Source organism: Pseudomonas sp. FW306-02-D09B, from assembly GCF_058782685.1.
In genome coordinates this window covers 337,653-357,500 of record NZ_JBYSXY010000005.1, presented here as the reverse complement: position 1 = coordinate 357,500, position 19,848 = coordinate 337,653, and the positions used below count along the sequence as shown (strand labels likewise).

Below are 19,848 nucleotides of genomic sequence, written 5' to 3'. Positions count from 1 at the left end.
CAGCACTCGCTGCAAAACCTCAAGCGTGTGCTCACCTAATAGAGGAGGGGCGCTACGGTACTCCACCGGCGTCTCGGACAAGCGAATGGGACTGGCAACCTGCGGCACCAACCCAGCCAGCGCATGAGGAAGCTCGATCGCCAAACCGCGCGCCTTAACCTGCGGATCGGCAAATACCTGCGACAGATCGTTGATCGGCCCGCACGGCACACCCGCCCGCTCCAGCTGCGCCACCCACTCGGCAGTGGTCTTGAAGACCGTAGCCTGACGAATCAGCGGAATCAGCACCGCACGATTCGCAACACGGAGCTTGTTCGTCGCGAACCGTGGATCATCCGCCCACTGCGGCTGACCAGCCACTTCGGCGAACTTGCGGAACTGCCCATCATTCCCCACCGTCAGGATGAAATCACCATCCGCGGTCGGGAAGTCCTGATAGGGAACGATGTTCGGGTGAGCATTACCCAAGCGCTTGGGAGCTATGCCGGTAGTCAGGTAATTCATCGCCTGGTTAGCAAGGCACGCCACCTGAACGTCCAACAACGCCATGTCGATGTGTTGACCACCACCTTCATGCTCCCGATGCGCCAATGCCGCCAGGATCGCCACTGTCGAGTAGAGCCCTGTCAAAATGTCTGTCAGCGCTACACCGACCTTCACCGGCCCGGCGCCCTCATCACCTTCAGGGCGCCCGGTCAGGCTCATCAAGCCGCCGAGCCCCTGGATCATGAAGTCGTAGCCCGCGCGCTTGGCATAAGGTCCGGTCTGGCCAAAGCCGGTGATCGAGCAATAGATCAGATCAGGATTGATCGCCTTGAGGGTTTCGTAGTCCAGCCCATAAGCGGCCAGACCACCGACCTTGAAATTCTCGATCAGGATGTCGGACTTCGCTGCCAGCTCACGAACCAGACGCTGACCTTCGGCCTGAGTAAAGTCGATAGTCACTGACTGCTTGTTGCGATTAGCCGACAAGTAATAAGCGGCCTCGCTGGTGTTCTCGCCGTATGCATCCTTAAGGAACGGCGGCCCCCAGGCGCGAGTGTCATCGCCATTGCCCGGGCGCTCGACCTTTATAACCTCGGCGCCGAGATCCGCGAGGATCTGGCCGGCCCAAGGTCCGGCCAGTACTCGTGATAAATCCAGTACCCGCAAATGCGATAACGCACCCATGGCCGCTCTCCTATTAATAGAACGCCTGGAGACCGGTCTGCGCACGACCCAGGATCAGCGCGTGAACGTCGTGAGTCCCCTCATAGGTGTTCACTACCTCAAGGTTGACCAAATGACGCGCAACACCAAATTCGTCGGAGATACCGTTACCGCCCAACATATCGCGAGCCATTCGGGCGATGTCCAACGACTTGCCGCAAGAGTTGCGCTTCATCATCGAAGTGATTTCGACGGCAGCCGTGCCTTCATCCTTCATACGCCCCAGACGCAGGCAACCTTGCAGAGCCATGGTAATTTCAGTCTGCATGTCCGCCAGCTTCTTCTGGATCAACTGGGTAGCAGCCAAAGGCCGGCCAAACTGCTGACGATCCAGGGTGTACTGGCGAGCGGTGTGCCAGCAGAATTCGGCTGCACCCAAAGCGCCCCAGGCGATGCCATAACGGGCAGAGTTCAGGCAAGTAAAAGGGCCTTTCAAACCGCGGACATCCGGGAAGATGTTCTCTTCTGGAACGAATACGTTGTCCATCACGATCTCACCGGTAATGGAGGCACGCAGACCGACCTTGCCGTGGATCGCCGGAGCGCTCAGGCCTTTCCAGCCTTTCTCCAGGACGAAGCCACGGATATCGCCGGCGTCATCCTTGCCCCACACCACAAATACGTCAGCGATCGGGCTGTTGGTGATCCACATCTTGCTGCCGGTCAGGCTATAGCCGCCTTCCACTTTGCGTGCACGAGTGATCATCGAGCCCGGATCGGAACCATGGTTCGGCTCTGTCAGACCAAAGCAACCAATCCACTCACCGGTAGCCAGTTTCGGCAGGTATTTCTGTTTCTGCGCTTCAGTACCAAACTCGTTGATCGGCACCATGACCAACGAAGATTGCACGCTCATCATCGAGCGATAGCCAGAGTCGATGCGCTCGACTTCACGAGCGATCAGCCCATAGCTGACATAATTCAAGCCGCTGCCGCCGTACTGCTCAGGAATGGTCGCCCCCAGCAGACCGATCTCGCCCATTTCGCGGAAGATCGCCGGATCGGTTTTCTCATGACGGAATGCTTCAAGAATGCGTGGAGCCAGCTTGTCCTGAGCAAACTGAGCAGCGCTGTCGCGCACCATGCGCTCTTCTTCGGTGAGCTGTTGATCCAGCAGCAGGGGATCGATCCAGTTGAAGCTAGCTTTACCGGCCATGAGAGAGTCCTCGCGAAGTAGGTCGAATATCGTGGACTGATCCTAGGCGCCGCTGGCGCATTGGGCAAACGAGGATTTTGCATACTGTTGTGCTAATTCCTCACTCCGTAATAGCCTTAGACGCCACCCATGCCAACTATTAGTGAGGTTGCCGTACATGCGCAGGAAGATACCCAGCACAGCCGCACTGATCAGCTTCGAAGCGGCAGCCCGTCATGAGAGCTTTACCAAGGCCGCTCAAGAGTTATCGCTGACTCAAGGAGCGATATGCCGACAGATCGCCAGCCTGGAGGAGTTCCTCAGCGTCGAACTGTTCCGACGCTCACGACGCGGCGTTAAGCTGACCGAAGCAGGGCTTTCCTATAGCCGGCGCGTAGCAACGCAATTGGATGCTGTTGAACGGGATACGCTGTCAGTGATGGGCCAGCAGGGCGCCAACGTCATCGAACTGGCGGTCGTGCCGACCTTTGGTACTCAATGGCTGCTGCCGCGACTCAAGGACTTTCAGCAGCAACATCCGGAAGTCACGGTCAATCTGACCAACCGCACACGACCCTTTCTGTTTGCCGACACCGATTTTGACGCCGCGATCTACTTTGGCGACGCCGATTGGTCCGGTACCGAATCCCACAGGCTGATGGGCGAGAATCCGATGCCGGTGTGCAGCCCGAGATTACTTGGCGATCACACACACCTGAGCGCCGAAATGATTGCCGACCTGCCGCTACTGCAGCAGACCACGCGCCCTTACGCCTGGCGCCAGTGGTTCGACTCACAACATCTGAATGTCCCCCGCGACATGACAGGTCCGCGTTACGAGCTATTCTCCATGCTGGCTCAGGCGGCAATGCATGACATGGGTATCGCACTGATCCCACCGTTCCTGATTCAGCGGGAGCTGGCGGAGAAACGACTGGTGATTGCCAACCCTCAGACCCTGTCGAGCATCAAGGCCTATTACCTGATGATTCCTGACCGCAAGGTCGAATCAGCCTCTTTACGCGCATTTCGCGATTGGCTGGTTAACCAGGCACATAGCTACAACCTAGAAGGGCAGGGCTTATTCGCAGCAAGCTGACCCCGTAGTCAGTAAAATTAAAGCACTACAGATATACGTATTTGTCGCATTTCAACAGACTGTACCTTCAGGAGGCACAATCGTCCCACAAGCGCCTAACGGCGTGGCTTTGCGGCCCTGATTCAACGCAATGCCGCGTCATTCACAGCGCCGATGTGTAATTTCCTGGATTTCGACAGAAATCCTTACAAGGCACGGCCTGCAAGGGATTTAGGCGGTCACTTGCGACATTCGGTCACAGGGTGACTTGTAGTTAATTTTCCGTCACCCGTCATAATCCCTTGAAGGGCACAAAGTTCGCCTGCAAAATGCCGCGCCCCGCCCGAAATACGGCGGGGGCGTGCTGATCGGCCGCCCCAGCCGCACCCTCCGCAGTGCGCTGGCCTTCCAAGAATGATCGAAAGCAATAAGATCAAGCAGGAGATTTGACGTGCACATTGGTGTTCCTCTCGAAACCCAGACCGGTGAAACGCGGGTTGCTGCAACCCCGGAAACCATCAAGAAGCTGATCGGCCAGGGTCATAAGGTCACTGTGCAAAGCGGCGCCGGCATTAATGCCAGCGTTGTCGACAGTGCTTATGAAGCGGCAGGCGCAATGATTGGCAGTGCCAACGAGGCATTTGGCGCAGAGCTGATTCTCAAGGTCGTCGCCCCCAGCGACAGCGAACTGGCCCTGATCAAACGCGGCACCGTGCTGGTGGGCATGCTCAACCCGTTCAGCAATGAAACCATTGCCAAGCTGGCCGAGTGCGGGATTACCGCGTTCTCCCTGGAAGCCGCGCCGCGCACTTCCCGAGCGCAAAGTCTCGATGTGCTGTCCTCGCAAGCCAACATTGCCGGCTATAAAGCCGTATTGCTGGCCGCCCATTACTATCCGCGCTTCATGCCGATGTTGATGACCGCCGCCGGCACCGTGAAGGCCGCTCGCGTGCTGATCCTTGGCGCCGGCGTGGCAGGCCTGCAGGCGATCGCCACCGCCAAGCGTCTGGGCGCAGTGATTGAAGCGTCCGATGTGCGTCCGGCAGTGAAGGAACAGATCGAATCCCTCGGCGCCAAGTTCGTCGACGTTCCGTACGAGACCGATGAAGAACGCGAATGTGCCGTCGGTGTCGGCGGTTACGCACGCCCTATGCCAGCCAGCTGGATGCAGCGTCAGGCCCTGGCCGTGCACGAACGCGCCAAGCAGGCCGACATCGTCATCACCACCGCACTGATTCCCGGCCGCAAGGCACCTGTGCTGCTGAGCGCTGAAACCGTGGCGCAGATGAAACCCGGTTCGGTGGTCATCGACCTGGCCGCTGCACAAGGCGGCAACTGCCCGCTGACCGTGGCCGACCAGGTGGTGGTCGCGCACGGCGTGACCATTGCCGGCCCGACCAACCTGGCCGCGCAGGTCGGTGCAGACGCCTCGGCGCTGTACGCGCGCAATCTGCTGGACTTCCTGAAGCTGGTCTTCACACCCGAAGGCCAATTCCAGATCAACCTAGAAGACGACATCGTCGCCGCGTGCCTGATGTGCCGCGACGGCCAAGTCATCCGCAAAAACGCCTAAGCAGGGATTCAGACGATGGAAGAGCTTATCTCCCCCGGTATCTACAACCTGATCATCTTCGTGCTGGCGATTTATGTCGGTTATCACGTGGTCTGGAACGTTACACCCGCACTGCACACGCCGTTGATGGCAGTGACCAACGCCATTTCGGCAATCGTGATCGTCGGCGCCATGCTGGCGGCGGCGCTGACCGTGACGCCGCTGGGCAAAACCATGGGCACCCTCGCTGTGGCGCTGGCCGCGGTCAATGTGTTCGGTGGTTTCCTGGTGACCCGCAGAATGCTTGAGATGTTTAAGAAAAAAGCCCCGAAAGCCGTAAAAGAAGAGGCGCCCAAGTAATGAGCATGAACCTTGTAACGACGCTCTACTTGATCGCGTCGATCTGCTTCATCCAGGCCCTGAAAGGCCTGTCGCACCCGACCTCGTCGCGACGCGGCAATGTGTACGGGATGCTCGGCATGGCCTTGGCCATCGTCACCACCGTCGGGCTGGTGTTCAAGCTGGGCTCCGAGCTGGCCACCGCCGGTATCGGTTACGTGATCGTCGGCCTGCTGATCGGCGGTACTGCCGGTTCGATCATGGCCAAACGCGTTGAAATGACCAAGATGCCAGAGCTGGTCGCGTTCATGCACAGCATGATCGGTATGGCAGCGGTGTTCATCGCCATCGCCGCCGTGGTCGAGCCGCAGTCGCTGGGCATCGTCAAACAGCTGGGCGATTCGATCCCCGCCGGCAACCGTCTGGAGTTGTTCCTCGGCGCCGCCATCGGTGCAATCACCTTCTCCGGTTCGGTGATCGCGTTCGGCAAGCTGTCGGGCAAGTACACGTTCCGCCTGTTCCAGGGCGCACCAGTACAGTTCGGCGGGCAGCATAAAATCAACCTGCTGTTGGGCCTGGCAACACTGGGCCTGGGCGTCACCTTCATGATGACCGGCAACCTCGGCGCCTTCGCCCTGATGCTGACCCTGGCCTTCGTGCTCGGCGTAATGATCATTATCCCGATCGGCGGTGCCGACATGCCCGTCGTGGTGTCGATGCTCAACAGCTATTCCGGCTGGGCGGCGGCAGGTATCGGCTTCTCGCTGAACAACTCGATGCTGATCATTGCCGGCTCGCTGGTGGGTTCGTCCGGTGCGATCCTCTCGTACATCATGTGCAAGGCGATGAACCGTTCGTTCTTCAACGTACTGCTCGGTGGTTTCGGCAACAGTGCAGACGCGGCCGGCCCGGCCGGTTCGAAAGAAGCCCGTCCGGTGAAATCCGGTTCGGCGGACGACGCCACCTTCCTGCTGACCAACGCCGACACCGTGATCATCGTTCCAGGCTACGGCCTGGCGGTCGCACGGGCGCAGCATGCGCTTAAAGAGCTGACCGAGAAGCTGACCCACCGTGGCGTGACCGTGAAGTATGCGATCCACCCGGTAGCCGGTCGGATGCCCGGCCACATGAACGTGCTGCTGGCCGAGGCTGAAGTGCCTTACGACCAGGTGTTCGAAATGGAAGACATCAACTCCGAGTTCGGCCAGGCCGACGTGGTGCTGGTGCTCGGCGCCAACGACGTGGTCAACCCGGCGGCGAAGAACGACCCGAAATCGCCAATCGCCGGCATGCCGATTCTTGAAGCCTTCAAGGCCAAGACCATCATCGTCAACAAACGCTCGATGGCCAGCGGCTATGCCGGCCTGGACAACGAACTGTTCTACCTGGACAAAACCATGATGGTCTTCGGCGATGCCAAGAAGGTCATCGAAGACATGGTTAAAGCCGTCGAGTAAAAACTGCTCCAACGCAATACCGAAAACCCCGGCCTTTAGTAGGCTGGGTTTTTTTATTGCCTGCAGAAAACCGACCAAAGGCTCTAAATCAGGGGCCAGCATTCGACCATGGTCGCGGGGCGAATTTTTTCGAAATCACTAGACTGCGCATCTTGCTTCCGTTGCCCGAGATAACCATCCATGTACCGTGATCGTATCCGCTTGCCTTCGTTGTTGGATAAGGTAATGAGCGCCGCTGACGCTGCCGCTCTGATTCAGGACGGCATGACCGTCGGCATGAGCGGGTTTACCCGCGCCGGCGAAGCCAAAGCCGTGCCCCATGCACTAGCCGAACGCGCCAAGGTCACGCCGCTGAAAATCAGCCTGATGACCGGCGCCAGCCTGGGCAACGACCTCGACAAACAGCTGACCGAAGCCGGTGTGCTGGCCCGTCGTATGCCGTTTCAGGTCGACAGCACCCTGCGTAAGGCGATCAACGCCGGCGAGGTGATGTTCATTGACCAGCATCTATCCGAAACCGTGGAACAACTGCGCAACCAGCAACTCAAGCTGCCGGACATCGCAGTGATTGAAGCCGTGGCGATCACTGAACAGGGCCACATCGTGCCAACCACCTCGGTCGGTAACTCGGCCAGCTTCGCGATTTTCGCCAAGCACGTGATCGTCGAGATCAATCTGGCGCACAACCCGAATCTGGAAGGTCTGCACGACATCTATATCCCGACCTACCGTCCGACCCGCACGCCTATTCCGCTGGTCAAGGTCGACGACCGTATCGGCAGCACCGCGATCCCGATACCGCCGGAAAAGATCGTCGCGATCGTCATCACCAACCAGTCCGACTCGCCGTCCACGGTGCTGCCGCCGGACAACGACACCCAGGCCATTGCCGACCACCTGATCGACTTCTTCAAGCAGGAAGTGGAAGCAGGGCGCATGACCAACAAGCTCGGCCCGCTGCAGGCCGGTATCGGCAGCATCGCCAACTCGGTGATGTGCGGCCTGATCGACTCGCCGTTCGAAGACCTGACCATGTACTCCGAAGTCCTGCAGGACTCGACCTTCGACCTGATCGACGCCGGAAAACTGAGCTTCGCCTCGGGCAGCTCGATCACCCTGTCGAGCCGGCGCAATGTGGATGTGTTTGGCAATCTTGCACGCTACAAGGACAAACTGGTGCTGCGTCCACAGGAGATCTCCAACCACCCTGAAGTGGTTCGTCGCCTGGGCATCATCGGCATCAATACGGCGCTGGAGTTCGATCTGTACGGCAACGTCAACTCCACCCACGTCTGCGGCACACGGATGATGAACGGCATTGGTGGTTCCGGCGACTTTGCCCGTAACGCGCACCTGGCGATCTTTGTCACCAAGTCGATTGCCAAGGGTGGGGCGATTTCCAGTGTGGTGCCAATGGTCAGTCACGTTGACCACACCGAGCATGACGTCGACATCCTCGTGACCGAGATCGGCCTTGCCGATTTACGTGGCCTGGCGCCACGGGAGCGGGCTCGGGTGGTGATCGACAACTGCGTGCACCCGGACTACCGCGAAGCGCTGAATGCTTACTTCGAAGCGGCCTGCGCCATCGGCGGACACACCCCGCACATCCTGCGCGATGCCCTCAGCTGGCACATTAACCTGGAAGAAACCGGCAGAATGCTCGCCGTGTGATTGATACAGATGGCAGCTGACGCAAACACAATTTCGTCAGCTCGCCATCGCCAATCCAACATCCTTCAAAAACTGTACTGCTGTACCGGTCATTTCCTACCGTAATTACCCACACTTCCGAGCCAAACACCTAAAAATGCACCACTAAAGTGCAGACAGGTACAGTTGCCTCGTTTTCGAGCAGTACAGCACCTATTAACAGTTAACTGGTCCCTCACAATACAGGTGAACTGTATCTAGAGAGACTGGCCAAACGAGAGGATCATTGGCATCAGTTAAACCACTACCTAATCCCGCCATAAGCGGAAGGATGTCAACCATGGAACGTACACTCAGTTCCGAAATGTTCTTCGAAGACAACGCTGTAAAAACCCAGGCTTCCATGCCTCTTCGCGTTATCGCCAACCTGATGCTGTGGCAGCGCCGCATCTCCAGCCGCCACCAACTGGCTCGCCTGGATTCGCGTCTGCTGGCTGACGCAGGGATTAGCGAAGCACAACGCTACGAAGAGCTGAGCAAGCCGTTCTGGCGCTAAGTTAGCGTCGCTGGCCCTGACCCACCGGGTCCACCGCCAGCACCCCGAATTGCACACACAAAACCCGTCGTGGGAAACCACGACGGGTTTTGTCGTTTCAGGGCTGAAAAACGGCGGGTACAGAAGGGCGATCGCACGACAGGTACAGTTTCAACAACAAACAAACTGAACCAGTACAATTTAACATTGGTGTATCTGCTCCAGCGGCGGCGAAACGCCCAACATGGTCTTCCAAGGCTGCTCAATCAGCCTGTTCGCGAGGAACACACCATGAATCGGTTACTTGAAGTTCCGCTCCCACCTACTCGCAAGCCTTCCTTACTCAAGCGTATGGCCCGGCTGATCGTCGCTATCGGTCAAAGCATGGAAAAAGCGCGCACCCGCCGCCTGCTCGCGCAACTTAATGAACAGCAGCTGTCTGACATAGGTATCAGCCATTCAGATCGCCTGGTCGAACTGGACAAACCTTTTTGGCGCTAACCCTGTCTAGATGGGGTGACAGGGCTATTCGAACGGTTGAACAACGGCCTAATATCCAAAGACAACGTGGCGAGCCCTGCGCAGGGTATGTCTGATCTCTCAGACGTTACGCATCACGCCGTGGCTGCCCGACGTTATTCTTGGCGTCACTATTTATGGTTTATTCACAGGAGTTACCCCATGTCCCGTCTTCGTCTGCTCAGCGTTGCAGCATTGCTGGCTGTGGCTGCCAATTCGCACGCCTCCAGCTTCATTATCACCACAGACACTGTCGTCGGCGCACTCAAGGACAGCTCCGACGCCACAACAAACCTCTCCTCTTCGCTGCGGGACAAGAAGATCGTTCGCGCTGCCCGTGATGACGCTGCCAGCTTCGTAGCCAGCGAAGGCGCCATCCGTGGCGTGCGCCTGGAAAGTGCTCTCGACTACATCCACACACAGGCTCCACAGTTGAAAGCCACTGACGCACAACTGGCTCAAGCCATTCTGGCGATCTGATCGACTTCGGAAAACGGGGCTCTCAGATTAGGCCCCGTTTCCTCGGCGCTGGCTCTGGTCCGGGCATTGCGCTAGCCTTGGGACTCGTTTCCAACCGTCGAGCCTCATGCATTTTCTTTCAAAACCATTTATCACATCCCTGTTTATCACTGCCTGCTGGAGCAGTCCGGCCCATGCCCTGGACCTGACTACGCAGAATCTCGTCGTCACCACTTATGTGACAAGCAAGGTGACCTCCGCGCCCTTCGACCATAAACTGCTACTCGCTGCCCACGATGATGCGGCGGCGTACATTGCCAGTGACGGTCAACTGCGAGGAGCGCAACTGGAGTCCGCCCTGGTTTACCTGCGTCAGACCCAGCCAAAACTTCATGCCAGCGACCTTGAACTGGCACAGGCAATTCTCGTCCAATAGTTATCCTGTTTTTCCGGAGTCGTTCCATGCGTAGCCCGCTGATTGCTGCCACCCTTGGCCTGTTACTGTTGGCCGACGTGGCCCAGGCACACACCCTCGAAGCCACCAGTAACATGATCATCCGTGCCTCCCAGCGCACGCTCGATTTCACCTCCGACACCACCACCTCGATTCGTGACCTGAAAGTCGTCCGTGAAGCCCACGACGACGCGGCCAGTTTCGTCGCCAGCAATGGCGATATCCGTGGTGCACACCTGGAAGCTGCCTTCGACACCTTGCGCACCCGCGTGCCGGAAGCCCGCGACGCCAGTGATCAAGTCCTCGCCGAAGCCATCCTCGCACTGTGAAGACACTAGCCGCCTGGCTGATGGCCGGGGCCGTATTGCTGCTTTGCAGCGCGGCTCAGGCCAGCCTGCAACTACTCCTCAAGACCGACGGCCTGAGCCCGGCAGAACAGCAGGCCAGCCAGGCACTGCTGGATGAAGCGATGCAGGCATTGCCGCCGCGCTTCATCGAGCAACTGGACCGCCGGATTGATGTTGGCTGGACCGACGCAATGCCCGGTAACGCCTACGGAGAGGCGTCCCTGGTGTCAGAGGTGGACCTCAATCGCAACCTGCTGGCCAGCCTCACCGACGGCAGCGCCGCGACGAAAAAAACCAATCGCCCCCACGGTACCGTTCGCCGCGAAATGCTCGCCACGGTGCTGCATGAACTCACGCACATTTATGACCGTGCGCGCTTGTGGACCAGTGCCGAGCGTTTGCAGATCCAACGCTGTACGCGACAGAGCAACAGTTCAGGCCTGGTCGGCCTTCCCGATCAATGCCGTGGCCAGACTGACCGTCGTTTCACCTTGAGCGACGATCCACGCCTGCTGGACCTCGCCGGCTGGCCGCAATACGTCGGCCGACGCGGTGAACGCGAACAGCACAACCGACAAATTGTCCGCAGCCCCGACCTCTACGAGACGAGCAGCCCCAAGGAATTTGTCGCGGTCAACATGGAGTATTTCCTCCTCGACCCGAGCTACGCCTGTCGCCGCCCGGCGCTGTACCGTTATTACCAGGAACACTTCGGCTGGGCGCCACCGACCAAGGACAACTGCGCCCAATCCTTCGCCTTCCTGAACGCGGGCAACGACTTCGCCAAACAACCGCTGGGCCAGGTCGATCCGGAAAGGGTCTACTCCGTCGACTATCTGCTGGCCGAAGCCAATCAGAATCTGGTCAGCCGCTGGGGCCACAGCATGTTGCGGCTAGTGATTTGTGCGCCCGGTCGCCCGCGCGGACCGGATTGCCGACTGGACCTGGAATATTCACTGGTGCTGTCCTACCGCGCCTTTGTCGGTGACGTACAACTGTCGAGCTGGGATGGTCTGGTCGGCAAGTATCCGTCGCGACTCTTCGTGTTGCCGCTGTCGCAAGTCATCGACGAATACACCAAGACCGAACTGCGCAGCCTGGCCTCGGTGCCACTCAATCTGTCGCGCAGTGAAATTGGAGAGTTGGTCGAACACGCCGCCGAAATGCATTGGAGCTACGACGGCAACTATTACTTCCTGTCCAACAACTGCGCGGTCGAGAGCCTGAAGCTGTTGCGCAGTGGCAGTAACAATCCACAACTGGTCGGCATGGACAGCATCATGCCCAACGGCTTGCTGGAAATACTCAAGGCCCGCGGACTGGCGGATACCAGCGTGCTCGACAATCCGCGCGAGGCCTTGCGCCTGGGCTATCGCTTCGACTCGTTCCGCGATCGCTATCAAGCGATGTTCGAGGTGCTGAAAAAGCACCTGCCGATCAAACAGGACAAGGTTGAAGACTGGATGGCGCTGACGGCCGCAGAACGTCGCCCGTGGTTTCAGCAGGCCGATCTGCGCACCAGCGCTGCGCTGCTGTTACTGGAGCAGGCGAGTTTCCGCCAGCAATTGTTGCTTGCCCAGAATGAGGTGAAACAACGCTACCTGGATGCCCGCGAGTTGAAAAACGGCGGCATGGACCAGGCCAACCAGACCTTGAAGCAGATTCTCGTCAACAGTGGTTTCCTCAGCCGTCCGGCAGAACTGCTCGACAGGGGCGGTTACGGCCTGCCACAGCCCAATGAATGGAAACGCCTGGAGTCGGAGAGCAGTACGCGACAGAAGAAATTACAGGTGTTGACCGGCGATCTGGACAAAGAGGTCAGGGCGCTGCTTGAGCCAGCCCGAGCCGCCGAGATCGCCGCGAATGAGGCCAACATCAAACAGCTGGGCGAGCACCTGCGAGCGTTGCATAAGGCGGCCGGTGGGCTGGAGTTGCCTTAAGTCGACCCGGTAAATTGATACCGCAGTTATCCACAATGGCATCCGTCTGAGTGCAGCCCGCTCATTGCGATGCCTCCTTCTTCATATTTAACGCCGTCAAACCGCGGTATTGGCCACTACTTCAGGCCGCGCCAGCCCACTTCGAACATCTCGTCTGGTGTTTGCCCAGCGAAAGCTGGCTGAAAGGTTTGCCCATTAGGATCGCCCGCACTGCCGGCAACAGACCGGTTGGCCAAACGAATGTCGCAACGTTCGCACGGCCCAATTAACAACAACAATGGTGATTCTGATGTCCGCTCGTACCCGCCTGTTTGCCCCGACTCCCCCCGTACGCCTCGTGCTTTCCGTTCTGCGCTGACCCCACCCGGTTCGCCATTCCCTAGCCGCGCTACGCCTGGAGTATTCCCATGCTGACTTTCCTTGGCTTCGCCATGGTCATCACGTTCATGTACCTGATCATGACCAAGCGCCTGTCGGCGCTGATCGCCCTGATCATCGTTCCGATCCTGTTCGCCCTGTTCGGTGGTTTTGCCCCGAAGATTGGCCCGATGATGCTCGAAGGCATCACCAAGCTGGCCCCGACCGGGGTGATGCTGATGTTCGCCATCCTCTATTTCGCCCTGATGATCGACTCCGGCCTGTTTGATCCGGCCGTGCGCAAGATCCTCAAACTGGTCAAGGGCGACCCGCTGAAGGTTTCCGTAGGCACCGCTGTGCTGGCCCTGGTGGTGTCCATGGACGGTGACGGCGCCACGACTTACATGATCTGCGTGGCCGCCATGCTGCCGCTGTACAGCCGCATCGGCATGAGCCCGCGGATCATGGCCGGCCTGATCATCCTCGCCGGTGGCGTAATGAACATGACCCCGTGGGGCGGCCCGACCGCGCGTGCCGCCAGTGCGCTGCATGTCGACCCGTCGGACATCTTCGTGCCGATGATCCCCGCCATGCTCGCTGGCGTGGTGGCGATCCTGGCGATTGCCTACCTGTACGGTAAACGTGAACGTGCGCGCCTGGGTGAATTGCACCTGATCGGCGACGAAATCGACCACAGCGAAATCAGCGTTTCGCAGTTCCCGGATGCTCGTCGTCCGAAGCTGATCTGGTTCAACGGCGCCCTGACCCTGGCCCTGATGTGTGCCCTGATCGCTGGCCTGCTGCCACTGCCGGTGTTGTTCATGGTCGCGTTCAGTATTGCGATGATCGTCAACTACCCCTGCCTGCAACAGCAAAAAGATCGCGTTGCGGCCCACGCCGGCAGCGTGCTGGCAGTGGTCGGGCTGATTTTCGCCGCCGGTATCTTCACCGGCATCCTGTCCGGCACCGGCATGGTCGATGCCATGTCGAAAAGCCTGCTGGCCGTGATCCCGGATTTCCTCGGTCCGTACCTGGCCGTGATCACCGCACTGGCGAGCATGCCGTTCACCTTCTTCATGTCCAACGATGCGTTTTACTACGGCGTACTGCCGGTTCTGGCCGAAGCCGCGAGCCACTACGGCATCACCGCGGTGGAGATGGCTCGTGCCTCGATCGTCGGTCAACCCGTCCACTTGCTGAGTCCGCTGGTACCCTCCACCTACTTGCTGGTGGCATTGGCCGGGATCGAATTCGGTGACCACCAACGCTTTACCCTGAAGTGGGCAGTACTGGTTTGCATGTGCATACTCGTCGCTGCATTGCTGATGGGGATATTCCCGCTGTTCAGCACCTTGTAACGGCATCAACTCACCGCGCCGCCAGCTAAATGCTGGCGTCGTGGTTTAACACTCGCTCAAAGGAATACACATGGAATGGCTGACCAACCCTGAAATCTGGGTTGCCTTCTTCACGCTGACCGCCCTGGAAATCGTTCTGGGCATCGACAACATCATCATGATCTCGATCCTCGTCAGCCGCATGCCCAAGCACATGCAGGCGCGCACCCGGATCTTCGGCCTGGCGCTGGCCATGGTCACGCGAATCCTGTTGTTGCTGTCGATCACCTGGGTCATGCGCCTGACCGCCGACTTGTTCGTGGTCTTCGGTCAGGGTATTTCCGGGCGAGACCTGATCCTGTTTTTCGGTGGCCTGTTCCTGCTGTGGAAAAGCTCCCAGGAGATGTTTCACGCACTGGAAGGTGAAGACGAAACCGCCGACGAGCCAGGTGGCAAGGGCGGAAACTTCCTCTACACCATCATCCAGATCGCGATCATCGACATCGTGTTCTCTCTGGACTCGGTGATCACCGCGGTCGGCATGGTGTCCCATGTTCCGGTCATGGTTGCCGCGATCATCGTTGCGGTACTGGTGATGATGATGGCCTCGGGCATGATCAGCGCGTTCATCGACAAGCATCCGTCACTGAAAATGCTCGCGCTGTCGTTCCTGCTGGTGGTGGGTACCGTGCTGATCGCCGAAGCCTTCGGTGTGCATGTACCCAAAGGCTACGTCTACTTCGCCATGGCGTTCTCGCTGGCCGTGGAGGCGATCAACATCAAGATGCGCACCGCGATCGCGAAAAAGAAGAAACAGCAGGAGCCGGTGAAACTGCGCAAGGACATCCCGGGTCAATAACCTGAATGCACAGTAGAAGAGGGGGCTTTCGAGCCCCTTTTTCACGCCCGCTTGAAGCTGTTTTCATGACAGTTTTGTTTCAATCGACTCTTTAGCTATGCGATGCTGGCGCCCGGACCGTTAGCCAACTACAGCTTAAATACAGAACGTAGAACGTCGCGCGGCATCGTCAACTTGCTCCATTGGGGCGCTGTCCATTCAGGGGGCCCAGTATGCTGACCCTGCTCAATCTACTGTCCGCCGTCGCCCTGCTTATTTGGGGCACGCACATCGTCCGAACCGGCATCCTGCGGGTCTACGGCTCGAACCTGCGCCATGTCATTGGCCAGAACATGTCCAAGCGCTGGCTGGCCTTTATCGCCGGGATTCTCGTCACCGCGATCGTCCAGAGCAGCAACGCAACAGCGATGCTGGTGACCTCGTTTGTCGGCCAGGGCCTGATGGCGCTGACGCCCGCCCTGGCGACCATGCTCGGTGCCGACGTCGGTACCGCACTGATGGCGCGGGTCCTGACGCTGGATTTGTCATGGCTGTCGCCGCTGCTGATTTTCCTCGGGGTGATTTTCTTTCTCTCACGCAAGCAGACGCGTGCGGGCCAGCTCGGCCGGGTCGGCATCGGCCTGGGGCTGATTATTCTCGCGCTGCAATTGATCGTCGAAGCGGCCGATCCAATCACCCACGCTCATGGCGTCAAAGTACTGTTTGCCTCGCTGACGGGCGACATCCTGCTCGATGCCCTCGTCGGGGCGCTGTTCGCGATGATTTCCTACTCCAGCCTGGCCGCCGTCCTGCTCACCGCAACCCTTGCCGGTGCCGGAGTGATCAGCCTGCCGGTGGCCATCGGCCTGGTGATCGGCGCCAACATCGGCAGCGGTGTCCTGGCATTTCTCAGCACCAGCATGCAGAACACTGCCGGACGTCAGGTGGCGTTGGGCAGCCTGCTCTACAAGATGATTGGCCTGCTGCTGATCATTCCGGTGCTCGGCCCGCTGGTGCACTGGATGGACAGCCTCAATTTCCGCCCGCAAGGCCTGGTGATCGGCTTTCATCTGCTCTACAACACGGTACGTTGCGTGGTGCTGCTACCCAGCGTCGGTCCGATGGCCAGGCTCTGTGCCTGGCTGTTGCCAGAGCGCCCGGAAATCAACGGACAGGCCAAGCCTCGCCACCTGGACCCGACAGCTCTCACCACGCCAAGCCTGGCCTTGGCCAACGCCGCCCGGGAAACCCTGCGCATCGGCGACCTGATCGACAACATGCTTGAAGCCATGCTCGATGTACTGCGTGGCAAGCAAACCGCCGTCACTCAGGAAGTGCGCCGCCTGAGCGATGACGTCGAAGTCCTCTGCAGCGCGATCAAACTCTATCTGGCGCAGATGCCCCGCGAAGACCTCAGCGATCAGGACAGTCGGCGCTGGGCAGAAATCATCGAGCTGGCGATCAATCTGAAACTCGCCTCTGACCTGATCGAACGCATGTTGCGCAAGGTCCAGCAGCAGAAGACCTCGCAACGCCGCTCCTTTTCCGACGTCGGCCTGGAAGAGCTGGCGGGGTTGCACCATCAGTTGATCGCCAACCTGCGTCTGGGGCTGTCGGTGTTTCTGAGTGCCGACAAGGAAAGCGCCCGGCAACTGCTGCGTGAGAAACGTCGCTTCCGCGCGCAGGAAAGACGCTTGGCTCACGCCCATGTCAGCCGCTTGCACCGTAAGGTCGTGCAAAGCCTCGAAACCAGCTCGCTGCACCTGGAACTGATCGCCGACATGAGACGCTTGAACTCGCTGTTCTGTGGCAGCGCCTATGTTGTCCTCGAAACCACCGAAACCGGTACATTGGCTGCCGACGATACGGCTGACATCACCCATTCACCCTGAACGTCTAGCGTTGACAGCAGTCACTTAGAAGATCGCTTTTACCCGCCAGGAAGGTTGCTATGCGCTGTCTGTTGTTTGCGTGCCTGCTATTGAGTTCCACCTGCTCATTTGCCCTGGATCGCTTTCAGGTCGAAGGTTATTCGCTGCCCAACGGCTTGCAGTTAGTGCTCAAGCCCGGCAGCGAACGCGGGCATGTGGCGATTCGCCTGGTGGTCGGCGTTGGCCTGGACGACTTCGCCTGCGCCGACAAAGAGCTGCCGCACCTGCTTGAACATTTGCTTTTCAGTGGCATCGACGCGAGCGGCGAAGGCGGGCTCGAGGAGCGCATGCAGGCACTGGGTGGCGAATGGAACGCCTACACCAGTAACGCCGACACCACGTTCGTCATCGAAGCACCGGCAAAAAATCAACGCAAAGTCCTCGACCTGTTGCTGGCACTACTGACCCAGACCCGACTCGACGACAACGCAATCAGCGCGGCCAAACAGGTGGTCGAACGCGAAGATGGCGGCCATTACTCCCACTTGCAGCGCTGGCTCGACCGCCAGGACCTGGGCCACACGGCGAGCAATCAGCTGGCGGTGGAGCTGGGCCTGAAGTGCTCGGAGCGTGCCCAGGTAGAGCACCTGACCCGCGAACAATTGGAGAAGGTCCGCAAAGAGTGGTACGCACCGAACAACATGACACTGATTATTGTCGGTGAGCTCGATCGCCTGCTACCGGCCTACCTGGAGCGCACCTATGGCGAGCTCAAAGCCATTGATCCCACCGAGCACTTGTCGCTGCCGGAGATCCAGCACCCGGCGCTCGACGAACGCAATCTGATCCAGGGCTGGGTGGGGGGTGGCGCCAAACTGCACTGGTTGTTCCCGGAACCGGCGCTTGAGGACCAATATGACGAAACGTACGACCTGCTCAAGGACTACCTCGACTGGGCGCTTTATCGTCAATTGCGTCTGGCTCACGGATTGTCCTACGGCCCCTGGGCCGAACGCGAAGTGTTCGGCAGTGTCGGCTTCCTTAGCCTGAACGCCGATCTGGAGCGCGATGATCTGCCACAAGCGCAGCAGGTACTCGAGGATCTGAAAGCCGATCTGCTCAAGAACGGCCTCGACCCCGCAGGCTTTGAACGCCTGAAACAGGTCGCCATCGCCCGACAGGCCTGGGCCGTGCAAGGCAACAGCGGGCTGGCCGACTACTACTGGAGTGCCATTGGCGACTATGAGGACGGACATTTCGACGACCCGGCCAAACGCCTGCAAACAGTCACTCTGGACCAGGCCAACCAGACCCTGCGCAAATTGCTCGAACAGCAGGGTTACATTCGCATCGAGCAGCCGCTGCTCAGTTATGACGAGGTGCTGTGGTTGCTCGGCGGGGTATTGGGGTTGATGGCGCTGGGCGTTCCAAGTTGGCGCTTGTATCGCAAAAAATGATGACTGTGGCGAGGGAGCTTGCTCCCGCTCGGGTGCGCAGCAGCCGCAAACGGTCGCAGGAGTTCAACGTTCACAATCGCGCTGGCAGTTTTTAGGGCCGCTTCGCGACCCAGCGGGAGCAAGCTCCCTCGCCACAGTTGCTGTACCCGGTCACACAGTGGCTCCTCGCAACATCAGAGTGCCAGCGTTATCCTGTCGGGGTTTTTTCCCACGACAATTGCGAACTACCGAATGCCTATCCTGACCCGTTACGTACTGCGCATCCTCGAACTGATGAAGCGCTATCCTGGGGTCATTGCGCTCGGTGGCTTCATCTCAGGGGTCTGCAGTTTCATTCTGGTCGACCGCCAACAAAGCCTGGCAACCTGGATTGCAACCATCATGCTGGTCAGCTGGCTCTGGCTGATGCTGGAAAACAGCCTGACGGAGCTGTTCACCAAAGTCTTCAAGCGTGAGATCCCGCAGCCGTTGTTGCGCTATGCGACGCAGATGATTCATCAGGAAAGTCTGTTCTTCGTCTTGCCGTTCTTTTTCATCACTACCACCTGGAACAGTGGGCAACTGGTGTTCACCGGGCTGCTCGGAGCGGCGGCGCTGGTTTCGATCACCGACCCGCTGTATTACAAATGGCTGGCGCCGCGCCGCTGGCTGTTCCTGGCGATGCACACCCTGACGCTGTTTGCCGTGCTGCTGACGGCATTGCCGATCATCCTGAACCTGACCACCGCCCAGAGTTTCAAACTGGCTCTTGGCACTGCGATGCTGCTGTCCTTTCCAAGCCTGGCGTCGATCTTTCCGATTCGCACGATCCGCGGTGCCCTGAGCGTGCTCAGCATCACCCTGGCCATCGGCTGCGCCGGCTGGTTGCTGCGTTCCTGGGTGCCGCCGGCCACGTTGTGGATGACGCAAGTGGCAATCAGCACACAACTACAAGACCGTACACCCGGCGACAGCCACAATGAAGTCAGCGTCGCCCAGCTGCGCCCCGATGGCCTGTACGCCTACACCGCGATCAACGCACCGCGCGGGCTCGACGAGCGGATTTATCACGTCTGGCAGTTCAACGGCCAAGAGGTCGACCGCATCGCACTGGATATCCACGGCGGACGCAAGGAAGGCTACCGGGCCTGGAGCCATAAACAGAACTTCCCCGGCAACCCGGCAGGCGACTGGCAAGTAAGGGTACTGACTGAAGACGGTCAGGTGATCGGCGTACTGCGCTTTGAGGTGACCGACGCCAGTCAAAACGGCACGACGCCGAGCGAGGCAAAATAGCCGGGATCATGCTATTACGTAGCACTGCGTATCAGT

Annotated in this window: 18 protein-coding genes (1 of these 18 cut by a window edge); 16 read left to right on the top strand and 2 right to left on the bottom strand. The window is 59.1% G+C overall.

Annotation, left to right across the window (positions count from 1 at the left end; genetic code table 11):
- Together AC3WK5_RS11890 and AC3WK5_RS11885 are read right to left on the bottom strand one after the other, a co-directional pair.
- Positions 1-1,170, bottom strand: the 5' portion of a protein-coding gene (locus AC3WK5_RS11890) for a CaiB/BaiF CoA transferase family protein (RefSeq protein ID WP_103314922.1). 51 nt of this gene lie to the left of the window's left edge; the window shows 1,170 of its 1,221 coding nt (coding positions 1-1,170); its start codon is at positions 1,168-1,170; the stop codon falls past the left edge of the window.
- A 13-nt stretch (positions 1,171-1,183) separates the two neighbouring features.
- Positions 1,184-2,365 carry an acyl-CoA dehydrogenase gene (locus AC3WK5_RS11885; RefSeq protein ID WP_054594978.1) on the bottom strand — a complete coding sequence of 394 codons (1,182 nt, stop codon included), beginning with the start codon at positions 2,363-2,365 and terminating at the stop codon, positions 1,184-1,186.
- Between the two features lie 157 nt (positions 2,366-2,522).
- Between AC3WK5_RS11885 and AC3WK5_RS11880 the strand changes: the two genes are divergently transcribed.
- From AC3WK5_RS11880 to AC3WK5_RS11805, 16 genes are all read left to right on the top strand, one after another.
- Complete coding sequence (locus tag AC3WK5_RS11880; protein ID WP_103314921.1) at positions 2,523-3,443, top strand: LysR family transcriptional regulator; 921 nt, start codon at positions 2,523-2,525, stop codon at positions 3,441-3,443.
- 430 nt (positions 3,444-3,873) lie between these two features.
- Positions 3,874-4,995 (top strand): Re/Si-specific NAD(P)(+) transhydrogenase subunit alpha, encoded by a 1,122-nt coding sequence (locus tag AC3WK5_RS11875; RefSeq protein WP_054594976.1) that lies wholly within the window; start codon positions 3,874-3,876, stop codon positions 4,993-4,995.
- Between the two features lie 15 nt (positions 4,996-5,010).
- On the top strand, positions 5,011-5,334 hold the full coding sequence (locus AC3WK5_RS11870) for an NAD(P) transhydrogenase subunit alpha part 2 (RefSeq protein WP_003187010.1): 324 nt from the start codon (positions 5,011-5,013) through the stop codon (positions 5,332-5,334).
- Complete coding sequence (locus tag AC3WK5_RS11865; protein ID WP_103314920.1) at positions 5,334-6,770, top strand: NAD(P)(+) transhydrogenase (Re/Si-specific) subunit beta; 1,437 nt, start codon at positions 5,334-5,336, stop codon at positions 6,768-6,770. Before AC3WK5_RS11870 ends, AC3WK5_RS11865 begins: the two co-directional genes overlap by 1 nt.
- 180 nt (positions 6,771-6,950) lie before the next feature.
- Positions 6,951-8,444, top strand: a complete 1,494-nt coding sequence (gene scpC / locus AC3WK5_RS11860) for a succinyl-CoA:acetate CoA-transferase ScpC (RefSeq protein WP_103314919.1) — start codon at positions 6,951-6,953, stop codon at positions 8,442-8,444.
- Positions 8,445-8,763: 319 nt separating this feature from the next.
- A complete protein-coding gene (locus tag AC3WK5_RS11855) occupies positions 8,764-8,979 on the top strand; it encodes a DUF1127 domain-containing protein (RefSeq protein ID WP_054594973.1) in 216 nt (71 codons plus the stop codon).
- Positions 8,980-9,249: 270 nt separating this feature from the next.
- The gene (locus AC3WK5_RS11850; RefSeq protein ID WP_177474739.1) at positions 9,250-9,459 is read left to right on the top strand and encodes a DUF1127 domain-containing protein; all 210 of its coding nucleotides are present in this window, start codon (positions 9,250-9,252) and stop codon (positions 9,457-9,459) included.
- 180 nt (positions 9,460-9,639) lie between these two features.
- Complete coding sequence (locus tag AC3WK5_RS11845; RefSeq protein WP_019694507.1) at positions 9,640-9,957, top strand: DUF2388 domain-containing protein; 318 nt, start codon at positions 9,640-9,642, stop codon at positions 9,955-9,957.
- 106 nt (positions 9,958-10,063) lie between these two features.
- The gene (locus tag AC3WK5_RS11840) at positions 10,064-10,372 is read left to right on the top strand and encodes a DUF2388 domain-containing protein (RefSeq protein ID WP_054594971.1); all 309 of its coding nucleotides are present in this window, start codon (positions 10,064-10,066) and stop codon (positions 10,370-10,372) included.
- A gap of 26 nt (positions 10,373-10,398) precedes the next feature.
- On the top strand, positions 10,399-10,719 hold the full coding sequence (locus AC3WK5_RS11835) for a DUF2388 domain-containing protein (protein WP_054594970.1): 321 nt from the start codon (positions 10,399-10,401) through the stop codon (positions 10,717-10,719).
- Positions 10,716-12,677 (top strand): DUF7844 domain-containing protein, encoded by a 1,962-nt coding sequence (locus AC3WK5_RS11830; RefSeq protein ID WP_103314918.1) that lies wholly within the window; start codon positions 10,716-10,718, stop codon positions 12,675-12,677. Before AC3WK5_RS11835 ends, AC3WK5_RS11830 begins: the two co-directional genes overlap by 4 nt.
- A gap of 407 nt (positions 12,678-13,084) precedes the next feature.
- Positions 13,085-14,392, top strand: coding sequence for a CitMHS family transporter (locus AC3WK5_RS11825; protein WP_054594968.1), 1,308 nt, complete (start codon positions 13,085-13,087; stop codon positions 14,390-14,392).
- A gap of 70 nt (positions 14,393-14,462) precedes the next feature.
- Positions 14,463-15,230: a TerC family protein gene (locus tag AC3WK5_RS11820; protein ID WP_054594967.1), complete on the top strand. Its 768-nt coding sequence runs from the start codon at positions 14,463-14,465 to the stop codon at positions 15,228-15,230.
- 212 nt (positions 15,231-15,442) lie between these two features.
- On the top strand, positions 15,443-17,101 hold the full coding sequence (locus AC3WK5_RS11815) for a Na/Pi cotransporter family protein (protein ID WP_103314917.1): 1,659 nt from the start codon (positions 15,443-15,445) through the stop codon (positions 17,099-17,101).
- Positions 17,102-17,160: 59 nt separating this feature from the next.
- A complete protein-coding gene (locus tag AC3WK5_RS11810) occupies positions 17,161-18,537 on the top strand; it encodes a M16 family metallopeptidase (RefSeq protein WP_103314916.1) in 1,377 nt (458 codons plus the stop codon).
- Between the two features lie 231 nt (positions 18,538-18,768).
- On the top strand, positions 18,769-19,812 hold the full coding sequence (locus AC3WK5_RS11805; protein ID WP_103314914.1) for a DUF5924 family protein: 1,044 nt from the start codon (positions 18,769-18,771) through the stop codon (positions 19,810-19,812).
- The last annotated feature ends 36 nt before the right edge of the window (positions 19,813-19,848 follow it).